Annotated in this window: 16 protein-coding genes; 11 read left to right on the top strand and 5 right to left on the bottom strand. The window is 61.6% G+C overall.

What is annotated here, in order from left to right; translation table 11 throughout:
* Positions 1-2 precede the first annotated feature (2 nt).
* The 7 genes from menD (at position 3) to G5287_RS09025 (ending at position 9830) form a co-directional block, all read left to right on the top strand.
* Positions 3-1760 (top strand): 2-succinyl-5-enolpyruvyl-6-hydroxy-3-cyclohexene-1-carboxylic-acid synthase, encoded by a 1758-nt coding sequence (gene menD / locus G5287_RS09055; protein ID WP_374996364.1) that lies wholly within the window; start codon positions 3-5, stop codon positions 1758-1760.
* Entirely contained in the window at positions 1720-2517 is a 798-nt protein-coding gene (gene menH, locus G5287_RS09050) for a 2-succinyl-6-hydroxy-2,4-cyclohexadiene-1-carboxylate synthase (protein WP_374996363.1), read from the top strand. The genes menD and menH overlap by 41 nt, the downstream gene beginning before the upstream one ends.
* On the top strand, positions 2510-3370 hold the full coding sequence (gene menB / locus G5287_RS09045) for a 1,4-dihydroxy-2-naphthoyl-CoA synthase (RefSeq protein WP_042081860.1): 861 nt from the start codon (positions 2510-2512) through the stop codon (positions 3368-3370). Before menH ends, menB begins: the two co-directional genes overlap by 8 nt.
* Positions 3370-4299 carry an o-succinylbenzoate synthase gene (menC, locus tag G5287_RS09040; RefSeq protein WP_421231189.1) on the top strand — a complete coding sequence of 310 codons (930 nt, stop codon included), beginning with the start codon at positions 3370-3372 and terminating at the stop codon, positions 4297-4299. Before menB ends, menC begins: the two co-directional genes overlap by 1 nt.
* Positions 4292-5719 (top strand): o-succinylbenzoate--CoA ligase, encoded by a 1428-nt coding sequence (gene menE / locus G5287_RS09035; RefSeq protein WP_421231188.1) that lies wholly within the window; start codon positions 4292-4294, stop codon positions 5717-5719. Before menC ends, menE begins: the two co-directional genes overlap by 8 nt.
* Positions 5720-5937: 218 nt before the next feature.
* A complete protein-coding gene (locus G5287_RS09030; RefSeq protein ID WP_421231187.1) occupies positions 5938-8697 on the top strand; it encodes a collagenase in 2760 nt (919 codons plus the stop codon).
* A 185-nt stretch (positions 8698-8882) separates the two neighbouring features.
* A complete protein-coding gene (locus G5287_RS09025; RefSeq protein WP_374996360.1) occupies positions 8883-9830 on the top strand; it encodes a SanA/YdcF family protein in 948 nt (315 codons plus the stop codon).
* Positions 9831-9914: 84 nt separating this feature from the next.
* On the opposite strand, the gene G5287_RS09020 is transcribed toward G5287_RS09025, so the two are convergent.
* From G5287_RS09020 to G5287_RS09010, 3 genes are all read right to left on the bottom strand, one after another.
* Complete coding sequence (locus tag G5287_RS09020; RefSeq protein ID WP_323925997.1) at positions 9915-10529, bottom strand: superoxide dismutase; 615 nt, start codon at positions 10527-10529, stop codon at positions 9915-9917.
* 17 nt (positions 10530-10546) lie between these two features.
* A complete protein-coding gene (locus tag G5287_RS09015; protein WP_374996358.1) occupies positions 10547-11026 on the bottom strand; it encodes a hypothetical protein in 480 nt (159 codons plus the stop codon).
* Between the two features lie 174 nt (positions 11027-11200).
* Positions 11201-12217: a chemotaxis protein gene (locus G5287_RS09010; RefSeq protein WP_005335957.1), complete on the bottom strand. Its 1017-nt coding sequence runs from the start codon at positions 12215-12217 to the stop codon at positions 11201-11203.
* A gap of 201 nt (positions 12218-12418) precedes the next feature.
* Between G5287_RS09010 and G5287_RS09005 the strand changes: the two genes are divergently transcribed.
* The gene (locus tag G5287_RS09005; RefSeq protein WP_374996357.1) at positions 12419-13138 is read left to right on the top strand and encodes an SDR family NAD(P)-dependent oxidoreductase; all 720 of its coding nucleotides are present in this window, start codon (positions 12419-12421) and stop codon (positions 13136-13138) included.
* On the opposite strand, the gene G5287_RS09000 is transcribed toward G5287_RS09005, so the two are convergent.
* Entirely contained in the window at positions 13125-15191 is a 2067-nt protein-coding gene (locus G5287_RS09000) for a tRNA(Met) cytidine acetyltransferase TmcA (protein ID WP_421231186.1), read from the bottom strand. The two genes, G5287_RS09005 and G5287_RS09000, sit on opposite strands and share 14 nt — an antisense overlap.
* A complete protein-coding gene (locus tag G5287_RS08995; RefSeq protein WP_374880344.1) occupies positions 15188-15499 on the bottom strand; it encodes an HlyU family transcriptional regulator in 312 nt (103 codons plus the stop codon). The genes G5287_RS09000 and G5287_RS08995 overlap by 4 nt, the downstream gene beginning before the upstream one ends.
* Before the next feature lie 136 nt (positions 15500-15635).
* Here G5287_RS08995 and G5287_RS08990 point away from each other — a divergent pair, with 136 nt between their 5' ends.
* The 3 genes from G5287_RS08990 to G5287_RS08980 all read left to right on the top strand — a co-directional run bounded on the left by G5287_RS08990 (position 15636) and on the right by G5287_RS08980 (position 18780).
* Positions 15636-15842: a bacterioferritin-associated ferredoxin gene (locus G5287_RS08990; protein ID WP_005335965.1), complete on the top strand. Its 207-nt coding sequence runs from the start codon at positions 15636-15638 to the stop codon at positions 15840-15842.
* Positions 15843-15986: 144 nt separating this feature from the next.
* Positions 15987-16466 (top strand): bacterioferritin, encoded by a 480-nt coding sequence (gene bfr, locus G5287_RS08985; RefSeq protein ID WP_042053647.1) that lies wholly within the window; start codon positions 15987-15989, stop codon positions 16464-16466.
* Between the two features lie 202 nt (positions 16467-16668).
* Positions 16669-18780 carry a DUF885 domain-containing protein gene (locus tag G5287_RS08980; protein ID WP_227341873.1) on the top strand — a complete coding sequence of 704 codons (2112 nt, stop codon included), beginning with the start codon at positions 16669-16671 and terminating at the stop codon, positions 18778-18780.
* The last annotated feature ends 21 nt before the right edge of the window (positions 18781-18801 follow it).

The following is an 18801-nucleotide window of genomic DNA, read 5'->3' as shown; positions in this document are numbered from 1 at the left end:
CTATGCCCACCCGTAAAGAGCCTGCCAGCGAAGAGTTTGCCTGCACACCGTTTTCGAGCCAGCACGCCACCTTCAACCACGTCTGGTCCTCCCTCTTGCTGGAGGAGCTCTTTCGCCTCGGGGTGCGCGATATCGCGCTGGCCCCCGGCTCCCGCTCTGCGCCGCTGACCATGGCCGCCGCGGCCCATCAGGGCTTTCGTCGTCACTTGCACTTTGACGAACGCGGCCTCGGCTTTATGGCGCTGGGGCTAGCCAAGGGGAGCAACCGGCCGGTGGCGGTGATCATGACCTCTGGCACCGCGGTAGCCAACCTCTGGCCCGCAGTGGCTGAGGCCCAGCTCACCGGCGTGCCGCTGATTATTCTCTCCGCCGATCGTCCTCACGAACTTATCGACAACGGCGCCAATCAGGCGATCGACCAGCAGGGGATCTTCGGCCGCTACCCCGTCTATCAGCAGAACCTGCCGAGCCCCACCCCGACCATTCCGGCGGCGTTTGTGCTGAGCTCGGTAGATCAAGCCTTGGCCAAACAGGCACTCACTCCCGGAGTGGTGCACTTCAACTGCATGTACCCCGAGCCCCTCTATCCGGGCGAGCACTATCAGGATTTCTCCGACTATCTGGCCCCCCTGGGTGACTGGCTCGGCTCGTACAAGCCCTGGAGCCCGTGGCAGCAAAGTGAGCCGAGCTGCCCACCTCAGGCGGAGTGGGAAACCTTTCGGCAACAGCGCGGCATCGTTGTGGCTGGTCGCATTACCGACCCGAAGCAGGCACAGACCGCCGCTGCGCTGGCGGAGCAACTCGGCTGGCCGCTGCTGGCGGACCTGCAGAGCCAGATCCGCTTCGATAGTCGCAACCTCATCCACATGGATATGGCGCTCAACGCCCCTGAATTCGTCGCCGAGCTGGGCCGCGCCGAGGTGCTGCTGCAATTTGGCGCGCGGCTTGTCTCCAAGCGGCTTGGCCAGTTCATAAAACACCATTCATGGCAGGATTACTGGCTGGTGGATCCGCAACCGGCGCGGCTCGACCCCGACTACCGGCTGCGCAACCGGCTGCTCTGCAGCGCCAGCGCTTTCGCTGCGGCCCATCCGGTCACCACCCGGGCCCCTTGGCACACATTGGCCAAGCTGCAACACAACGCCAGCCAGCAGATCGCCGCTGCCTGCGAGCACTTCTCCGAGCTCGGAGTCTGCCATCGCCTCAATTCCCTTATCGAAGGACAGCTGTTTGTCGGCAACAGCATGCCAGCCCGACTGATGGATATGCTCGGCGAAACGGGCAAGGGGCCGAGCCGGGTGATGACCAACCGTGGCGCCTCCGGCATCGATGGCCTGATCGCCACCGCCTACGGGTTTGCCCAATCGGTCGAGCCAGGCAGTGATGAGCCCACCACCCTGCTGCTTGGGGATCTCAGCGCCCTGCACGATCTCAACAGCCTCGCCCTGCTCAGCAAAGCGAGCCGACCGCTGGTGGTGATCCTGCTCAACAACGATGGCGGCAGCATATTCCGTATGTTGCCGGTGCCCACCGAAGGGGCGCTGCTGGAGAGCTACTACCGACTGCCCCACGGCCTCAGTTTTGAACATGCTGCCGCCATGTTTGGTCTCGCCTATCGGGCGCCGACCACCCTGCCCGAGTTCGAACGCGATTACAGCACAGCCCTCCAACATGGCGTTACCTTGATCGAGATCCGGGTACCGAGCGAGCAGGTGGCCGATGATCTCAAGGCGCTGGGGGCCGCCATCCGTGGCAAATAAAAATGCCCATGTGCCGCTGGTGTTGCTGCACGGCCTGCTGGGGGATGGCGGCGACTGGCAACCGGTGATCGACCGGCTGCCCGCCATCCGCTGCATCGCCCTCGACCTGCCGGGTCACGGCCAGCATAGCGCTCTCAACGTCAGCGACTTTGAACAGAGCCACCAGTGGCTGGTTGCCGAGCTGGCCAGCCGCAATATTGAACGCTATCTGCTAGCAGGTTACTCGCTGGGTGGGCGACTGGCCCTCTATCACGCCAGCCGCAAGCCCGCCGGGCTGCGGGGGCTGCTGCTGGAGAACTGCCACCCGGGGCTACCAGACAATGAGCGGCCCGCCCGCATCCAGCACGATGAACAGTGGGCGCGGCGCTTCGAGCGCGAGCGCCTGGCTGACGTGCTGGCAGACTGGTACCGGCAAGGGGTGTTTGCCGATCTCGACGACGCGGCCCGGGCCCGCCAGATCGCCCACCGCCTTGGCAACGACGGCCTAGGCATCGCCACCATGCTGCGCGCCACTTCGCTCGGCAAGCAGCCGGATCTCGCCCCCTGGCTCATGGCGAGCCAGCTGCCGGTTACTTATGTGAGTGGCAAACGGGATCACAAATTCCATCAGCTGGCTTGCCAGCTGGCGAACCAAAATCGCAGAATCAACCACTTGGTGCTGGATGGCGGCCATAATCTGCACGCCCATCAGCCTGATAACTTTGCCCGACTCCTCGCGGAGTGGGTCAACCAACAAGAAGAGACGAGTCATGATTGAAGCAATGACGGAAGCTGAACTGTATGCACCTGTTGAATGGCAAGATTGCTCCGCCGGTTACGAGGACATCCTCTATCACAAGTCCAACGATGGCATTGCCAAGATCACCATCAACCGTCCCCAGGTGCGCAACGCCTTCCGCCCCCGCACCGTCAAAGAGATGCTGCAGGCGCTGGCCGATGCCCGTTATGATGATCAGATCGGCACCATCATCCTGACCGGTTTTGGCGAGAAAGCCTTCTGCGCCGGCGGCGACCAGAAGATCCGTGGCGACTACGGTGGATACCGGGATGACGAGGGGACTCACCACCTCAACGTGCTCGACTTCCAGCGCGACATCCGTACCTGCCCGAAACCTGTGGTGGCCATGGTGGCCGGTTACGCGGTCGGTGGTGGCCACGTGTTGCACATGATGTGTGACCTGACCATCGCCGCCGACAACGCCCAGTTTGGCCAGACCGGCCCGAAAGTGGGCTCCTTCGATGGTGGTTGGGGTGCTTCCTACATGGCTCGCATCGTCGGCCAGAAGAAGGCCCGCGAAATCTGGTTCCTCTGCCGCATGTACGATGCCCAGCAAGCCCTCGACATGGGTCTGGTCAACACCGTCGTGCCGCTGGCGGATCTGGAGCGTGAAACCGTGCGCTGGTGCCGCGAAATGCTGCAAAACAGCCCGATGGCGCTGCGTTGCCTGAAAGCGGCCCTCAACGCTGACTGTGATGGTCAGGCGGGCTTGCAGGAGCTGGCGGGCAATGCCACCATGCTGTTCTACATGACCGAAGAGGGTCAGGAAGGCCGCAACGCCTTCAACGAAAAGCGTCGCCCCGACTTCTCCAAATACAAGCGGAACCCCTGATGGCACTCGCCCTGTATCGCTATCAACTGCCTTTTACCCAGCCCCTGACCTTTCACGGCAAGGTGGAGGTGGCGCGAGAGGGGCTGTTGGTACGCATCAACGACGGCTGGGGGGAAATCGCCCCCCTGCCCGGCTTCTCGAAAGAGAGTCTGCAACAGGCAGAGGCAGAAGCCCTTGCCACGCTGGCGGCCCTGGCCGCCGGCGATACCCCGAACCCCGTGCTGCCGTCGGTGCAATTTGGCCTCGACTGCGCGCGCCGGACATGGCCCGAGCAGCGCAACCCGCTGCCGGAGCCCTATCCCCTCATTCAAGGCTCCCCCCAGGAGCTGCTGCGCAACTGGAAAGAGTGGCTGCACCGCTCGCCCGGCAAGGCCAAGCTGAAGGTGGCGCGCTACCCGATGCGTGACGAGTTGGCGCTGATCCGACTGCTGTGCGACCGCCTCCCCTCCCTCAAGCTGGTGCTGGATGCAAACCAGGGCTGGACTCGCGAGGAGGCATGGACCTTCTGCGGCCATCTCGACCCGAATCGCATCGAGTATCTGGAAGACCCCTGCGCCGACTTTGCCGACATCGCCTTTGTCGCCAACCGCACCGGCATGCCGGTGGCGCTGGACGAGCTGCTGGCACAAGGCAAGCCGTGGGAGCCGATCCCGCAACTGCGCGCGCTGGTGCTCAAGCCTACCCTGCTCGGTTCACTCGCCAACTGCGAAGCGCTGATCGCCCGCGCCCGCGAACTGCGGCTCAAGGTGATCATCTCCTCCTGTTTCGAATCGGATCTGGGCCTGAACCAGCTCTTTCATCTGGCAGGCGAGTGGGCACCGGAACAGGCGCCGGGGCTGGATACCCGCCGCTGGATGGCAGGCAACCTGCTGGGGGAAGATGGCAAACCGGAACTGAGCCGACTGGAGCAACTGTATTACCGTGATTGACCCCTCCCGTTCACCCGAACAGACACCTTGCCCGGTACGCCACCGGGCAATCACAGCCCCGAACCGCATTGCCATCCACGCCGCCTCGCCCTTCAGTTACCGCCAGCTCGATGCCCGCCTCAACAGCCTGTGCCAACAGCTGGAACAGGCCGACGTGCGCCGTGGCGATCATCTGGCTGCAGTGGTGCGCGGTGCGCTGGAAGATGTGCTGCTGGCATGGACCTGCGTGCGCAGCGGCGTGGTGTTCTGCCCGCTCAACCCCGCCTTCCCCCTCGAAAAGCAGCGCGAGCTGGCGGTGCAACTCGATGCCGATGTCTTCTGGTCGGCAGGGGAGATCCCGGCAGGCAACTGGCAGCCCTTGCAGCTCGACTTCACGCGCGAACTGCCAGCAAGAGAGGAAGCGTGGCCGCTGGCATCGACCCAACTCAACAATATGATCCTCACCTCGGGCTCCAGCGGCACGCCGAAAGCGGTGGTGCACCGGCTCTGCAACCACCTGGCCTCGGCGCGCGGCTCTGCCAGCCTCATTCCCCTCGATGAGGCCTGCGGCTGGCTGCTCTCCCTGCCGCTGTTCCATGTGGGCGGCTACGCCATCCTGTTTCGAGTCTTTCTGGCGGGTGCCACGTTGGTGCTGGACGATCGCAGTCAGCCGCTCAAGGCGCGGCTTGAACAGCAACCCATTACCCATCTCTCGCTGGTGCCGACCCAGCTCTGGCGCCTGCTGGCAGAGGGTTTTGATCCCGCCCGTACCAGCCTGCGCGAGTTGCTGCTCGGCGGTGCCGCCATCCCGCAGCCGCTGGTGAGCCGCCTCTGCGCTATGGGGCTCGAACCCAAGGTGAGTTATGGTCTCTCCGAGATGGGCAGTCAGGTCTGCACCGCTATCCCCGGCGATGCAGGCGTAGTTGGCAAACCGCTACCGGGGCGGGAGGTGTGTATCAGGGAGCAGGAGATCTGCGTGCGCGGCGCCACCCTGTTTGCCGGTTACTACCGGGCTGGCGAGCTGGATCTGCCCCTCGATGGCGCAGGCTGGTTTCATACTCGCGACAAGGGGAGGTTCACTGCGGCAGGGGAGCTGCTGGTAGAGGGACGGCTCGATAACCTCTTCATCTCGGGTGGCGAAAACATCCAGCCCGAAACCATCGAGCAACGACTGGTAGATCATCCCGCTGTCGCCCAGGCGCTGGTGGTGCCGGTGCCGAGCGACGAGTGGGGCCAACGCCCCGCCGCCTTTATCGACTGGCACGGCGAGCCGGTTCCCGACTCCGAGCTGGCAGCCTGGATCCGCAGCACCCTGCCCGGCTTTATGGTGCCCGACCACTGGCTCCCCTGGCCCGATCTTGGCGGCAATCTCAAACCCTCCCGCCAACTGCTGGGCAAGGTAGCCCGACAACAAACTACTCGGGCACGACAAGCTGAATGAGATCGGACTCACAATTTACCGATCTTCTTTGAAAACAAAAAAGAAACATGTGAGTCCTTACTGCGGCGCCAACCCACGATAATTCGATCAGACTCAAAAAGTCACCATCTTATTGATTTATCTGATTTTTAATTGGCAATTGATATCCCTTTGGAACTGTTTAAATTGCCTTGCGATTACTCGCAAGACAATACACAAAAAAGAACAAAGGGATAAAAATGAACCGTTCAGGTACCGGGTGGCTGCTGCTGGCAGGCCCCCTGCTTTTGGCTACATCCTCGGCGCAAGCCAACTACTCCCCCAATGACTGGCGACAGTATCAGCTGACTGGCGAATCGAGCCGGCAGCTGGCCGCTCGCATCACCGAGATCACCTACGAGCTCAAGGCGCGCAGCAGCAATGCACCCTATCAGCAGCTTAGGGTCTACCGCCGCTTCGACTGGCAGAACAGCGATCTCGCCGCACTGGCCGAGCAACAGTGTGGCGACCCGCAGCTCAAGGTAGATGCGGGCTGGCAGATCCGCTTCATGCGCTGTGAAGACCGGATTCCAGCGGGCAAGCTCATTCCCGCCAGCAGTTATGACTTCGGTTATGGCCTCAAGCAGGGTCGCTGGGAGCAGCTGGCGGGCACGCCGACCGCCCAGCGGCAGGATCGTCTGCCGCTGCCGCAAGCCATCATCCTGGGTCAGAGCGAAAGGGAGCTGGATCGTTGCGAGCTCAACGCGCAGGGCCGCTGCGCCGAGTCGGAGTGGCACTATCAGCCGCAGGATTGGCAGCAGTTGCAGGTACTTGAAGAGACCCCGAGTGAACGGGATGGCCGGTTGGAGCAGATCTTCTTCCGTCTGCAACCGGTGGCAGGCAGTCAGGCTGCCGCTCAGGTCAGCGAGCTCCATGTCTGGCGCCGCTATCAGTGGCAGCTGGATCAACTCACGCCTCAACAGGAGTGTGATGAGCCGCAGGAGCGCAAGGAGGGGAGCAACACCATCCGCTATCGCATCTGCCGTCAGGTGATCCCCGCTGGCAGCGAGGTTCAGGTAACGTTGCAAGATAGCGGCTACCAATACCCGGTCGCCGGCGGCGAGTGGCAACCCCTGCCAGAGAGCAAAGAGTGGCAGGAGAGCCGGGTGCTCAATCGCCCCATCGTGCTGGCCAGCAAGGAGGAGCAGCTGGAGTGCCGCCGTGCCAACGGTCGTCTCTGCTCGGAGCCAGAGCAGCCCGATGTGGATCTGCTCGACAGCGATGCCGCCAAACTGGTGGCCGACGTGAGCGGCCAGAACAGTCCTGCCTGGCAGGCGGATTACGGCCACGATGACGCCAAGCTGATGGCGGTGGTGCGCGGCATGCGTGCCCTGCTGGCGGCCAACCAACCGACCCATCCGGCAATGGACAAGCTGCTCTACTATGTGCGCGCCCACAACTACCACGGCGGCGTTGGCAAAGAGAGTGATCAGGCCGCCCGGGCACTGGCCGGGGTAATGATTGATCTGCTTAACCATCCCCTGCTGCTGGGTGCCGAACCACAGGATCAGGCTGGCACAGTGCTGGAAGCCTGGAGCGTGGCGGCGCAGGGACAACTTGGCCAAGCCGCCTTCCGCCAGAGTGCCGCCCCCATGCTGGCCCAGCTCAACCAGGCGTTCGGCTATGCGGTGCAACATGCGGCGCAGATCAATGGCCACAAACCCTGGGCCGATGGCCTGTTCGAGCTGCTCAATCTGGTCGATCAGAGCGCCTCTTACGGTCAGCAGGCTGACTTCAGCGCAGCTGTGCTGCAGCAGGAGGCGGCATTGCGCCAGAGCCTGCTGCAACTGGGCCTGAGCGAGCTGGCCCTCTGGAAACAGCGCGATGGCTCACGGGATCTGTTTATCTTCAACAACATCCTCGATGCCCATAGCCGTCTCTACCAGATGATGCGCTACCTCCATCACACCAGTCCGGATAAGGCGATCGCCTACCGCCAACAGCTGGATCGCGATGTCATCGCCATCATGCGCCAGCAGGGGCTGATCCCGGGCGGCCAGCATCCGGCCGCCATGCTGGAAGAGGTCTCCCTGACCCTCTCCAGCTACTACCTCACCTACACGGATCGCACCAGCGAAGCCTGTGTCAGTGGCGAGTTTACCGGGCTTTGTACCCCGATCCGCATGGAAGATATTCTGCCGTTCGAGCACACCTGCTCACCCACCCTGCGTCTGCGCGCCCAGGATCTGACCCTGGCTCAGGCCGAAGGGATCTGCCGCGAGCTGGGTGATGAAGAGCAGCGCTTCCACCAGCAGATGGAGACTGGCTGGCAACCGGTGGCCGATGATCACAACGAAGCGCTGGAGCTGGTGATCTTCAACTCCTCCGCCGACTGGGGCCGCTACGGCAGCGCGCTGTTTGGTGTCTCCACCGACAATGGCGGCATCTATATCGAGGGGGATCCGGCTCGTCCCGGCAATCAGGCCCGCTTCTTCGCCTATGAGGCGGAGTGGAAACGCCCTGCCTTCCAGGTGTGGAACCTGCGCCACGAGTACGTTCACTATCTGGATGGTCGCTTCAACCAGTACGGCAGCTTCGGCCACTATCCGCTCAACCGCACCACCTGGTGGGCCGAGGGAATTGCAGAGTACATCGCCCACGGCCAGTGCTTTGCCCGGGGTCTGGATAACGTGGCAAACCGCCCCGCCAACCAGCGTCCGACACTGGCGGCTATCCTCCACCTTGACTACGACCAGGGTGGCGAGATGGTCTACTCCTGGTCCTATACCGTGCACCGTTTCCTCAACGATACCGGTCGCGGCGCCAGCTGGCTGGCGCTGGCACAGGCGCTGCGCAATCCGGATCGCCAGCAGGCGATGAGCGACTTCGAAGGGGAGCTGGACCGGCTGATCGCCAACGACAGCGACGCCTATCAGGCGTGGCTCGCCCGGGATCTGCTGCCCTGGTGGCAAGCAAACAAGGAGTCAGACGCCTGCAAGGGCAATGACTCCGCCCACTGATAAACCTTCACCTAACAGAGGGGCTGCCACCGCAGCCCCTCGCTTTTTCCCCCGCACTCCCTCTTCTGCTGCGACAACCTCTGCCCGAATGAGGTGCCCGCCCGTTATCAAGCCTGACGCCAGCGGCCGAGTTGTAATAGAATGCCGATAGCCACTCCCAACTTCAGACCCTGACCGCACCGCGCATGAAGAAGTTTGCCAAGATCCTCCTCGCCTGCCTCGTTTTGCTGCTGGCCCTGATTGCCATGCTGCTGGGCTACAGCGAGTGGATCGTCTCGGATGCCCGTCACTACACCTACGATCAGGTGGACAAGGTGCCCTACAACCGGGTTGCGGTGGTGCTGGGTACCTCCAAATATCTCTCCGGTGGCGGCCCCAACCACTACTTCAAATACCGCATCAAGGCGGCGGCCGAGCTCTACAACAATGCCAAGGTGGACTTCATCATCGTCTCCGGTGACAACGCCACCGTGCAGTACAACGAGCCACGCCAGATGCGCCGCGCCCTGATCAAGGCGGGCATCCCCGCCTCCGCCATCTATATGGATTTCGCCGGATTCCGCACCCTCGACTCAGTGGTTCGCGCCAAAGAGGTGTTCGGCCAGGAGCGCTTTACCGTGGTCTCCCAGGGCTTTCATAACGAGCGGGCCATTTTTATCGCTCGCCATTTCGGTATCGATGCGGTCGGCTTCAATGCCGAGGATCCCAGCGCCTATCAGGGGATCCGCACCCGGGTGCGGGAAGTCTTTGCCCGCCTGATGGGGCTGCTCGACCTCTATGTGCTGGACAAGGGGCCCAAGTTCCTCGGGGCACCGGTCCCCATCGGCCTGCCTGTGCCTTGCCAGTCACTGAGTACCATCGGCAGTCTGCAACCCTGCCTAAAACAACCCAAACCGGCGCTGGATGAGGCCAAGCCAGCGGCAGTATCTGCCGCGGTTGCCACCGAGTCGGCTACTCCATCTTCCTCGGCCGTGACGGAACAAGTCACGCTAGCTTTATCCGCTGCGGCAACGACTGAGCCGGTCACTCCCGTCACACCCTCGGCAGAAACCACCGCCGAGACGCCCAGCACGGCCTTGCCCACATTGCCGATGACCCCTTCAGCCGCCAGCGTCAGCACTGCCACACCATAAACAGACGACCCGCCAACTGGCGGGTCTTGTTATTACAGCGCGGGTTGTGGCGGTGAGCCTGTACACCCATTCCCTGCGACTAGGTCAGCCTCGCGCCGCCTGATAGCGGCGGGCCACTTCGGCCCAATCCACCACCTGATAGAAGGCTGCGATATAGTCAGGACGCTTGTTCTGGTACTTGAGATAGTAGGCGTGCTCCCACACATCCAGCCCCAGGATCGGGGTATGGCCATGCATAAGGGGGCTATCCTGATTGGCACTGCTCTCCACCTGCAATCTGCCCGCCTTGTCCACCACCAGCCAGGCCCAGCCGCTACCAAACCGGCTCAGGGCCGCCTGAGTGAAGGCCTGCTTGAAGGCATCGAATCCCCCCAATTCCCGCTCGATAGCCAGAGCCAGCTCACCACCCGGCTCACCGCCCCCCTGCGGGCTCATCACCAGCCAGAACAGGGAGTGGTTGGCATGGCCGCCGCCATGGTTGCGAACCGCCCCCTGCAAGGTGGCGGGTAGGGTATCGAAGCGGCGCAGCAACTCCTCTACTGGCAGTGCAGCCAGCTCGGGCGCCCCTTCCAGCGCTGCGTTGAGGTTGTTGGTATAGGTCTGGTGATGACGGCTGTGGTGGATCTCCATGGTCAGTGCATCGATATGGGGTTCCAGTGCGTCGTAGGCATAGTTCAGGGCTGGCAGGGTATGGCTCATGATGACCTCTGTTCGGATTAATGGAGCCGGGATGAGGGCTCGCTCTGACACAGGCAGTGACCGAGTGAACGCATGATCCCGGCGTGGCTGCCGTGGCGCTGTACGAACGTCAGCAACTCGGCACGGGTTGTGCGGGTATGGCGCAAAGCAGCCTCTCGCAGGCGAGAGGAGCAAGCGGGGGAGTGACAGGTCGCCAGCAGGCAGTCGTGCACATAGCAGAGCAGGTCGGCGGCGCGATCGGGCAGGGTCATGGCCACCAGCAGATCCGCCAGATTGTGGTGAGCCACCACCAGCGCCGCCACAGCCTCATCGGCGTCATGCCACTGCACCAACTGCTGACGAGCCAGCCAGAGCGCCTGCTGATAATGGGCCAACGCCTGATGATACTCGCCGCAGTCAAACAGCCGGTTGCCCTCTCGGGTCTGCTGTTTCCAGTGACTCATGCTGCTGCCACCTTCGGTCGAGTCGACCCACCCCTTCACCCAGGTTGCTGTCATATGCTTCACACCAACAAATGATAATAATTATCATTGCATGAATCATATCCGGGAGACAAGGGGCGTCGGGATCGCAGCAAACAGCCAAAACAGCGCGGCCACTCCTTGGCAAGGAGTGGCCGCTTGAGGCACCGGTCAGTGAATTCGACCGGCTAATTGGAAGTTAACGGCAGGTCAGATGTTGTTGGCTGGCGAAGGCGGGGCGATCCCCAGCAGCATATGGTCCATCATGCCTACCATGCGCCCTATCTCGGGCTTGGTGATGGTATCGTTGGCCCCCAATTGCAGCGCTTTCTGGCGGTTGTCATCGCTCATCAGGGAGGAGAACATCACGATGGGCATCTCCTTGTAGGAGGGGGTGTCCCGCAGCCGCTTGAGCAGGTGCATGCCATCCATGCGCGGCATCTCCACATCGGTGATCACCGCATTGACGAAGCCGGTCACCGGCATTCTCTCCTCCTGGGCCAGACGATCGAAATCCGTCATCATCTCCAGTCCCTCTCCCCCGTCCTTGGCCGTGATCACGTTGTAGCCAGCGGTACGCAGGGTGGTCTCGATCATCTTGCGGATAAAGGCCGAGTCGTCCACCACCAGAATGGTTTTGCCCTGGCGCAGCGCCATCATGCGATCGTCGATAAGCACTTTGCGATCCTGGGTGACGTCGTACTTCTCCATGCTGAGCTCGGGGTTGATATCGGCGATGATCTTCTCGAAGTCGAGGATCATGATGAGGTTGCCATCGCGCCTGACCACGGCCACCACGCAGTCGTTCTCCCCCGCTTCCAGAAACTGGCTGGGGGACTCCACATCCTCCCAGGAGACCCGGTGGATCCTGCTGACACTGTCGATCAGGAAGCCGTTAGCCATCTTGTTGAAGTCAGTGACGATCACCACCTTGTGGCTGGGGTCAGGGTTGGTCTTGATGCCGAGCCAGCCCGCCAGATCCACCAGCGGGATGAGGCGATCCCGCAGGGAGAATACCCCCACCATATGACGCTGGGCATTGGGGTAATCGGTGGTCTCCGGCACCCGGATCACCTCGCGCACCTTGGCGACGTTGATCCCGTAATAAGCGGTTTTTTCACGACCGTCCGGTAGCTGCTTCTTGAGGTGAAACTCGATGATCTCAAGCTCGTTGGTGCCACTTTCGGTCAGGATAGATTTACGCTCTTCCCCATCTTTGGACATCATGGTGACTCTCATTCTGGTTGCGCGGGCAGCAGACCGCTGCGGTTTTCCCTCAGTATAGGAATGGATTTCACCCAACGGCTCGGATCTCGGCAAGATTGCAGCCTTAACCGCTTGATCCCGCAGGCTGGCACGATCGTATCTGCCAATCAGGACAACATTGGCGGATGGTGAAATCCATCATGCACCCACAAGGAGCCTGAGATGAGTGAAGGTATCGTCGTGATTGGCGCTTCTGGCGGTATCGGGGCGGCGCTGGTCGCACACTGGTTGGCGGCGGGTGTCGGGCCAGTGATTGCCATCAGTCGTCAACCCGCACCAGCAGGAGCCTCTTCGCCGGCCCTGCACTGGCTATGTTGTGATTACAGCGATGAGCAGATGGCAACTGCGGTAGCCCGCATCGCGGAGTTGGCGCCGAGACCCCATCGGGTGGTGATATGCAACGGCATCCTGCATCAGGGGGAGATCCAGCCAGAGAAGCGGCTCGAAGCAATCAATCTCGATGCCATGACCCGCCTCTACCAGACCAACGCCTTGCTGCCGCTGCGCTGGATCAACCAGTTGTTACCGCTGTTTGGCCGCGAGCCTTGCATTCTGGCCGTTCTCAGCGCCCGGGTCGGCAGCATTGGCGACAACCGAACGGGCGGCTGGTATGGCTATCGTGCATCCAAGGCCGCCCTCAACATGCTGCTCAAGTGTGCCGCCATCGAGCTGGCCCGGCGGGCCCCCGGCGTCAAATTGCTGGCCTTCCATCCCGGCACCGTGGATACCCAACTCTCCCGCCCGTTTCACGCCAATGTACCGGCGGGAAATGTGCAGAGTCCCGAGCTGGTAGCCGACCATCTGATTAACCTGATGAACCGGCTGCAACCGGATGGCGAGCTGAGCTTTCTCGACTGGCAGGGCAAACCTATCGAGTGGTAGAGGAACTCAAGAGACGCGCCAGCAGCGCCCGCAAACTCTTGATCACGGCGGGCTTGCCCGCCAGTTGCAACCTCGCGGCCAGCATTCCCCAGTCGGCATATAGCCAGATGGCTGCGATCAGCAGATAACGCTCGTCAGGGGTCAGCGAAGCCAACACATCCAGATTGCGCGCCAGCCACAACTGCAGGCTGGATTGGCTCAGTTCGAACGGCTTGTGATGCAGGGCAAAGCACTCAATCTCGTCGCGCTCGAACTCACCAAGCTCCGCTGCGGTGACGGTACTGCCTTGCAGGCATTGCCATACCAACTCGGGATCCAACGCGCTTAACTCGCCCGCCAGCAGGGTCGGCAACTGGCAAACAAAACGCTGCTGCCACTGATCCAGCTCGGGCTCATGCTCGGGTTTCAGCACTTTGAGCAGCAGGGCTGCGTGGCAGCCGCTAGCGGCATCCCGTTGCAGACCAATGCGCAGCACCGTCAGTCCGGCCTTGCGCCAGAAGGGGAGCAGGTCGGCGCTAGCCGAAAAGGCCGAGCCGAGGTAGTCGGTGCCAATCTGGCGATAGTGCTCCTCAAGCTTGCCAAGCAGCAGTGAACCCAACCCGTGACGATGCAGCTCGGGATGGATGGCGATACGCATCACCCGGGCGTAGCTGCGCCCCCCCGCAGTCTTGAAACCGGCATGAGCTAGCAGCGACTGGGGCAGCAGATGGCCGCGCGGACGACGACGCCCGGCCCAGATCGCCTCGGCCAGCTCGGGATCTATCTCCCCTTCTCGCGCCACCAAGGCCACACCCAGCAGGCTCGCATCCTGCTCCAGCAGATGGATATCGAGATCCGGGCTCTCAAGCAGGGATCTGAGATCGCTCGGCGTAGTCTGGTAGTGGGCCAGCACCAGCAAGCCGAACAGCTGGTTGAGCAACGTCTCGTCGCTCGCCAGCACCTCCTGATTGACCAGACGCCAGCTCGGGCTGGTCGGCGGCAAGGGCATTGCGACTTCGGCATTGAGGCCGAGCAGGCGGAAAATCAGCGGCTCCAGCGGATCGCGCTCACTCCAGCGAATGGGCTCAGAGAGGTGGATCTCCTGCCACTCCGGGGTCTGGCTATCGAGCACCCGTTTGAAGCGCAGGTGAAAACCGCGCCCCGTCCCTTCGTAACCGTGCTCAGTGGTGGCAAACACAATGCGGCTGTGGCGGGCCAGCATGGCTTCAAGCAGCGGGGTCGGAATGGCGGCAGCTTCATCCACCAGCAGCAGATCGGGATTCATCGCCTCGTGCACCAGCCGATCCGGCGAGCAGTAGCTCAGTCCGGTCAGCTGTTCAGGCGTGGTATCTAGCCCGCGAGCTGCGTGGGCAAACAGGGTCGCTACCGTTGCCTGCGAGGGGGCCGTCACCACTATGTTCAGCGAGGGTTGCTGGCGCAGCAGCTCGGCGGCAGCCAGCCCCAGCAGCGCACTCTTGCCTCGGCCGCGGTCGGCGCTCAGCACCAGCGGACGGCGGCGATGGCCGTGCAACACCTTGTGGATGGCGGGCAGTGCCCGTGTCTGATCGCAGCTCAGCCTGCGTTCGGGCCCAAGCGGTTGCCATGGATGCGAGCAAACCGGCGGTTCCAGAGAGAGGGCAGGATCCCCCTCCAGCAACCGCACCAGCCGGACGATAAAGCAGTGACCGGCCCGACCGGCCTCCTCCGGCTGGGCCACCAGCCGGATCCGGTCGGGGTCCGACCATGAGGGCCAACTCTCTCTGGGCGGGGTCAGTAACAGCAGCAAGCCACCGGCGCGCAGAGTGCCCGCCAGCGCACCAAAGGCGTCGGGATGAAAGCCGCTAAAGGCATTGAAGACGAGCGTGTCGCACTCCTGGCCAAGGCGCTGCAGCGCCTTGGCGGCTGGTTGTGGGGCATAACACTCGGGTCCGGCACCCAGCCAAAAGACAGTCTCACCGAGCAGGGATTGGGCGCGGGCAATGCAGTCGGCCTCCTTCCCCTCCAGCCAGATCAGGCGCCGCTCACCGGCGCGGGCCAACGCCTCGCGCAGCAGAGTGACCTCTTGCAGTGTCATGAAGCTTGGCTGTCAGCCGGTTTGCGGGGCTCGAACATGCGATCTCCCATCTGATCGATAAAGGTGTGGGCCTTTTGCACCATGAAACGCTCGGCATCGGCCGGATTGGCAAACAGATCGGAGCGGATAAAGCGATGAGTCTGCAGCACGCCGTCCAGCTCCTTGGTGATGCGCCCTGCCAGTCGGTACTGGCCACCTTCTGCCATGGGCTCCGGATAGATGAGATAGCCTGCATATTCGGTGGGAGTGACTTCCGACGCCTTGGTCGGCTCGCCCCCGAACAGGGCGCTGAACAGTTTCTTGAGCATGGTGATCTCCTCTGGTTGCCAGCATTGTCCCCAAGGGGTTGCACAGTGGCAAGCAGGGGATCTTATTACCAATGGTTATTTGCACTACGAACCATTCTCATTTAGATTTCATCTCATTCCACAAGAGGTGACCATCATGTACGTCTGTTTGTGCCGCGGCATCACAGATACCCAGATCCGCAAAGCGGTGCAGTCAGGTAAAAGCGAATTCCGCCAGCTCAAGCAGTCGCTCGAGGTGGGCGCCCAATGTGGCAAATGCGTGCGCATGACCATGGAGATCATCGCCGCCGAACTCGACAAGATGGAGCAGGAGCAACCCGTGCTCTACTACGAAGTGGCCTGATCCGGACACCTCTTTTCTGATGCGACCCGCCAACAGGGTCACCCCTTTTCTCAGGCGAGCTGGCTCGCCAGACCTCTTGTTGTCACTTTTCTGGACTAAGCTCTAACGATCGAAGCCTCAGGCACGAACCAAGGAGCACTGTCGATGAAAGGAGATCCCAAGATCATTGCCCATCTCAACAAGGTGCTGGCCAATGAGCTGATTGCCATCAACCAATACTTCCTGCACGCCCGCATCTACGATGACTGGGGCCTCAAGGCGCTCGGGCACAAGGAGTATCACGAGTCTATCGATGAGATGAAACACGCCGACGAGCTGGTCAAACGCGTGCTGTTTCTCGAAGGGCTGCCCAATTTGCAGGATCTGGGCAAGCTGCGTATCGGTGAGACCGTCGAAGAGATGCTGCGCTGCGACCTTTCGCTGGAAATGGATGCCATCCCCGACCTCAAGGTAGCCATCGCCTACGCCGAGTCGGTGCAGGACTACATCAGCCGCGACCTGTTCCAGGAGATCCTGGAGGATGAGGAGGAGCACGTGGACTGGCTGGAGACCCAGCTCGATCTTATCGATCGCATCGGGCTGGAGAACTACCAGCAGTCGCAACTGCACCACAGTTCATCCTGAATAGTTATGGCATGAAAAAACGGTTAAAAAACCCGCTAAGGCGGGTTTTTTAATGTCTGGCTGCATAGCTTTTCACACCACTTATCAGCATGAAAAATAAGCGTATTTTTGCTATTCAGATCGCAAAAACAGACGCTTGGCAGTTGCACTATTGGGGCCCCTCACAGGGACATACAATAACAACATGTGAAAGGACTAAATCATGCACTTCCTACCCAACAAGCTCGCGCTAGCCTGCGCCATTGCCCTGTCTCTTGCCGCCTGCAATGACAACAGCTCGAACGCACCTGCAGATCCCGCAGCCACCAAAGCATCCCTGATGCAAACCATGGATGAGGCCCTGCGCGAGAGCCAATCGCTCGACCCCTACGGTTTTGCCATCGATGCCACCAGCATCGCCAAGCGCAAAGCACTCGACAGTTCACTGCTCCAACGACTGAATGCTCTGGATCCCACGGTGCTAAGTGAGCGGGATCGGCTGTTCTACGACATGATCCGCTGGGACTTGCAGATCAATCTTGAAGGATACGATTTACCCCAATCCCAGATCCCGATCCATCACTTCCGCAACCGCGTGGTGGATCTGGCAGATGACGTCGGAGCAGCCCCTGCCAGCGGCAAAGCGGCTCGCACCGTCAGCGGTGACTTCGACTATTTCGAGCACAGCTCGGCCGACAGGGTCACGCCGGGTGATGGCGCATGGCGACGGGATCTCGACCGCACAGACACAGCTCCGGCACTTGCAATGGCAACTCGAGCAAAGACAACAATGACCCCGCTGGCCTGGTATCAGGAACACCTCACCTGGCTCAAGGCCTATGATGTCTATCTTGCCGAGGTGAAACACCAGTTCGAGCTGGCCAGTGTTCAAGGCAACACCTTGCCTGATGAGCTGGTAGACCGGCTGCTGGCCCAGCTCAACAGCAAGCTGGATGGGGAGGCGATCGCCGGCTCCAACCTCGGCTGGCAGCAGTTGCCGGGGGATGCCGATGCCACACTGCGAGCAGACTACAAAGCCGTGTTGGACAGCATCAACACCCGCTATCTGGCGCTGCGCGACTATCTGGATTACCAGCATGGCGGCGCCTATGCAGTGCGCTTGGGTAGTGGCGAGTGTGATGATGGCTTCTGCGGCATGACCAACGGGCGAGACTGGTATCGCTGGCTGCTGAAGAAGCACACCACCACCAATATGACACCCGAGCAGGTACATGAGCTGGGATTGAGCGAGGTAGAGCGGATCTTCGCTGCCATGGTCAAGGTATGCCATTCCGTCGGCAAGTGTGACAGCGACGACGTGAGCCAGAGCAAGCAGAGCGGCCAGATCTACGCCTTCTTCCGCTATCTGAACGAGCCGACCTTCTTCTATCAGAACCCGCTAGAGGTCTGGTCCGCCGGCCTCAACCCGGACAATGCAGCCAGGGCGACGTTGAGCGGGCCACAGCAGCAGGCGCTGGCCGAACACGAGCGGGCACTGCAGGAGTACAACGTCTTCAAGAGCAAAGCAGCACTGGTGCTGCCAGACTTCTTCGATGCCGAACGTACCATTCCCAAACTGGATTACGAGGTGGTGCCCGTCTCCTATGAAGATGCGCCATACGGCGGGGTAGCCTGGTATCAGGACGGCAACCCGCAGACCGGCCGCAAGGGGCAGTTCTTCCTCAACACATACTACCCCTATGGTCTGCAGAGCTGGAACATCAGCACCCTGCTGGCCCACGAGGCGGCGCCGGGTCACCACTTCCAGATCACCATCGCCCAGGAGCTAGCCGCCAAGGATCCCGACTTCCCGCAGTACGTGGCTAACGCCTCCTACACCTCCTATGCGGAGGGCTGGGCGCTCTACACCGAGTATCTGGCGGATCACGACATGGGGCTCTATCAGGGGCGCGGTCTCTACGATCCGGCGGTGGGAGACGTGAAGGTCGAGGGGTCTTCCGCCTTCAACAACCAGTTGCAATACTTTGGCCGCCTCAACGAGGAGATGCTCAGGGCGATGCGGCTAGTAGTGGATACCGGTATCCACTGGTATGGCTGGAGCCACGATCAGGCCGTCAACTACATGAAGGAGAACTCGGCATTGGGTGCTGGGGACATCAGCTCCGAGGTACCGCGATACATGGCCTACACTGGCCAGGCGACCTCCTACAAAGCGGGCCAGCTGGCGCTGATCCGGATGCGGGAGTCGGCCGAGCAGGCACTGGGCGGAGGCTTTGACCTCAAGGCGTTCCACCACCATGTGCTGGAATACGGCATGCTGCCCATCTCGGTGCTGGAGCAGAAGAACAAGCAGTGGATTGAACAGTCGAAGTGATCACAGTTACGGCGCCCAGCA

This window comes from Aeromonas sp. 603079, from assembly GCF_049172135.1.
In the GTDB taxonomy this organism is placed as follows: Bacteria; Pseudomonadota; Gammaproteobacteria; order Enterobacterales; family Aeromonadaceae; genus Aeromonas; species Aeromonas veronii.
This window is presented reverse-complemented; position numbering and strand designations above follow the sequence as displayed.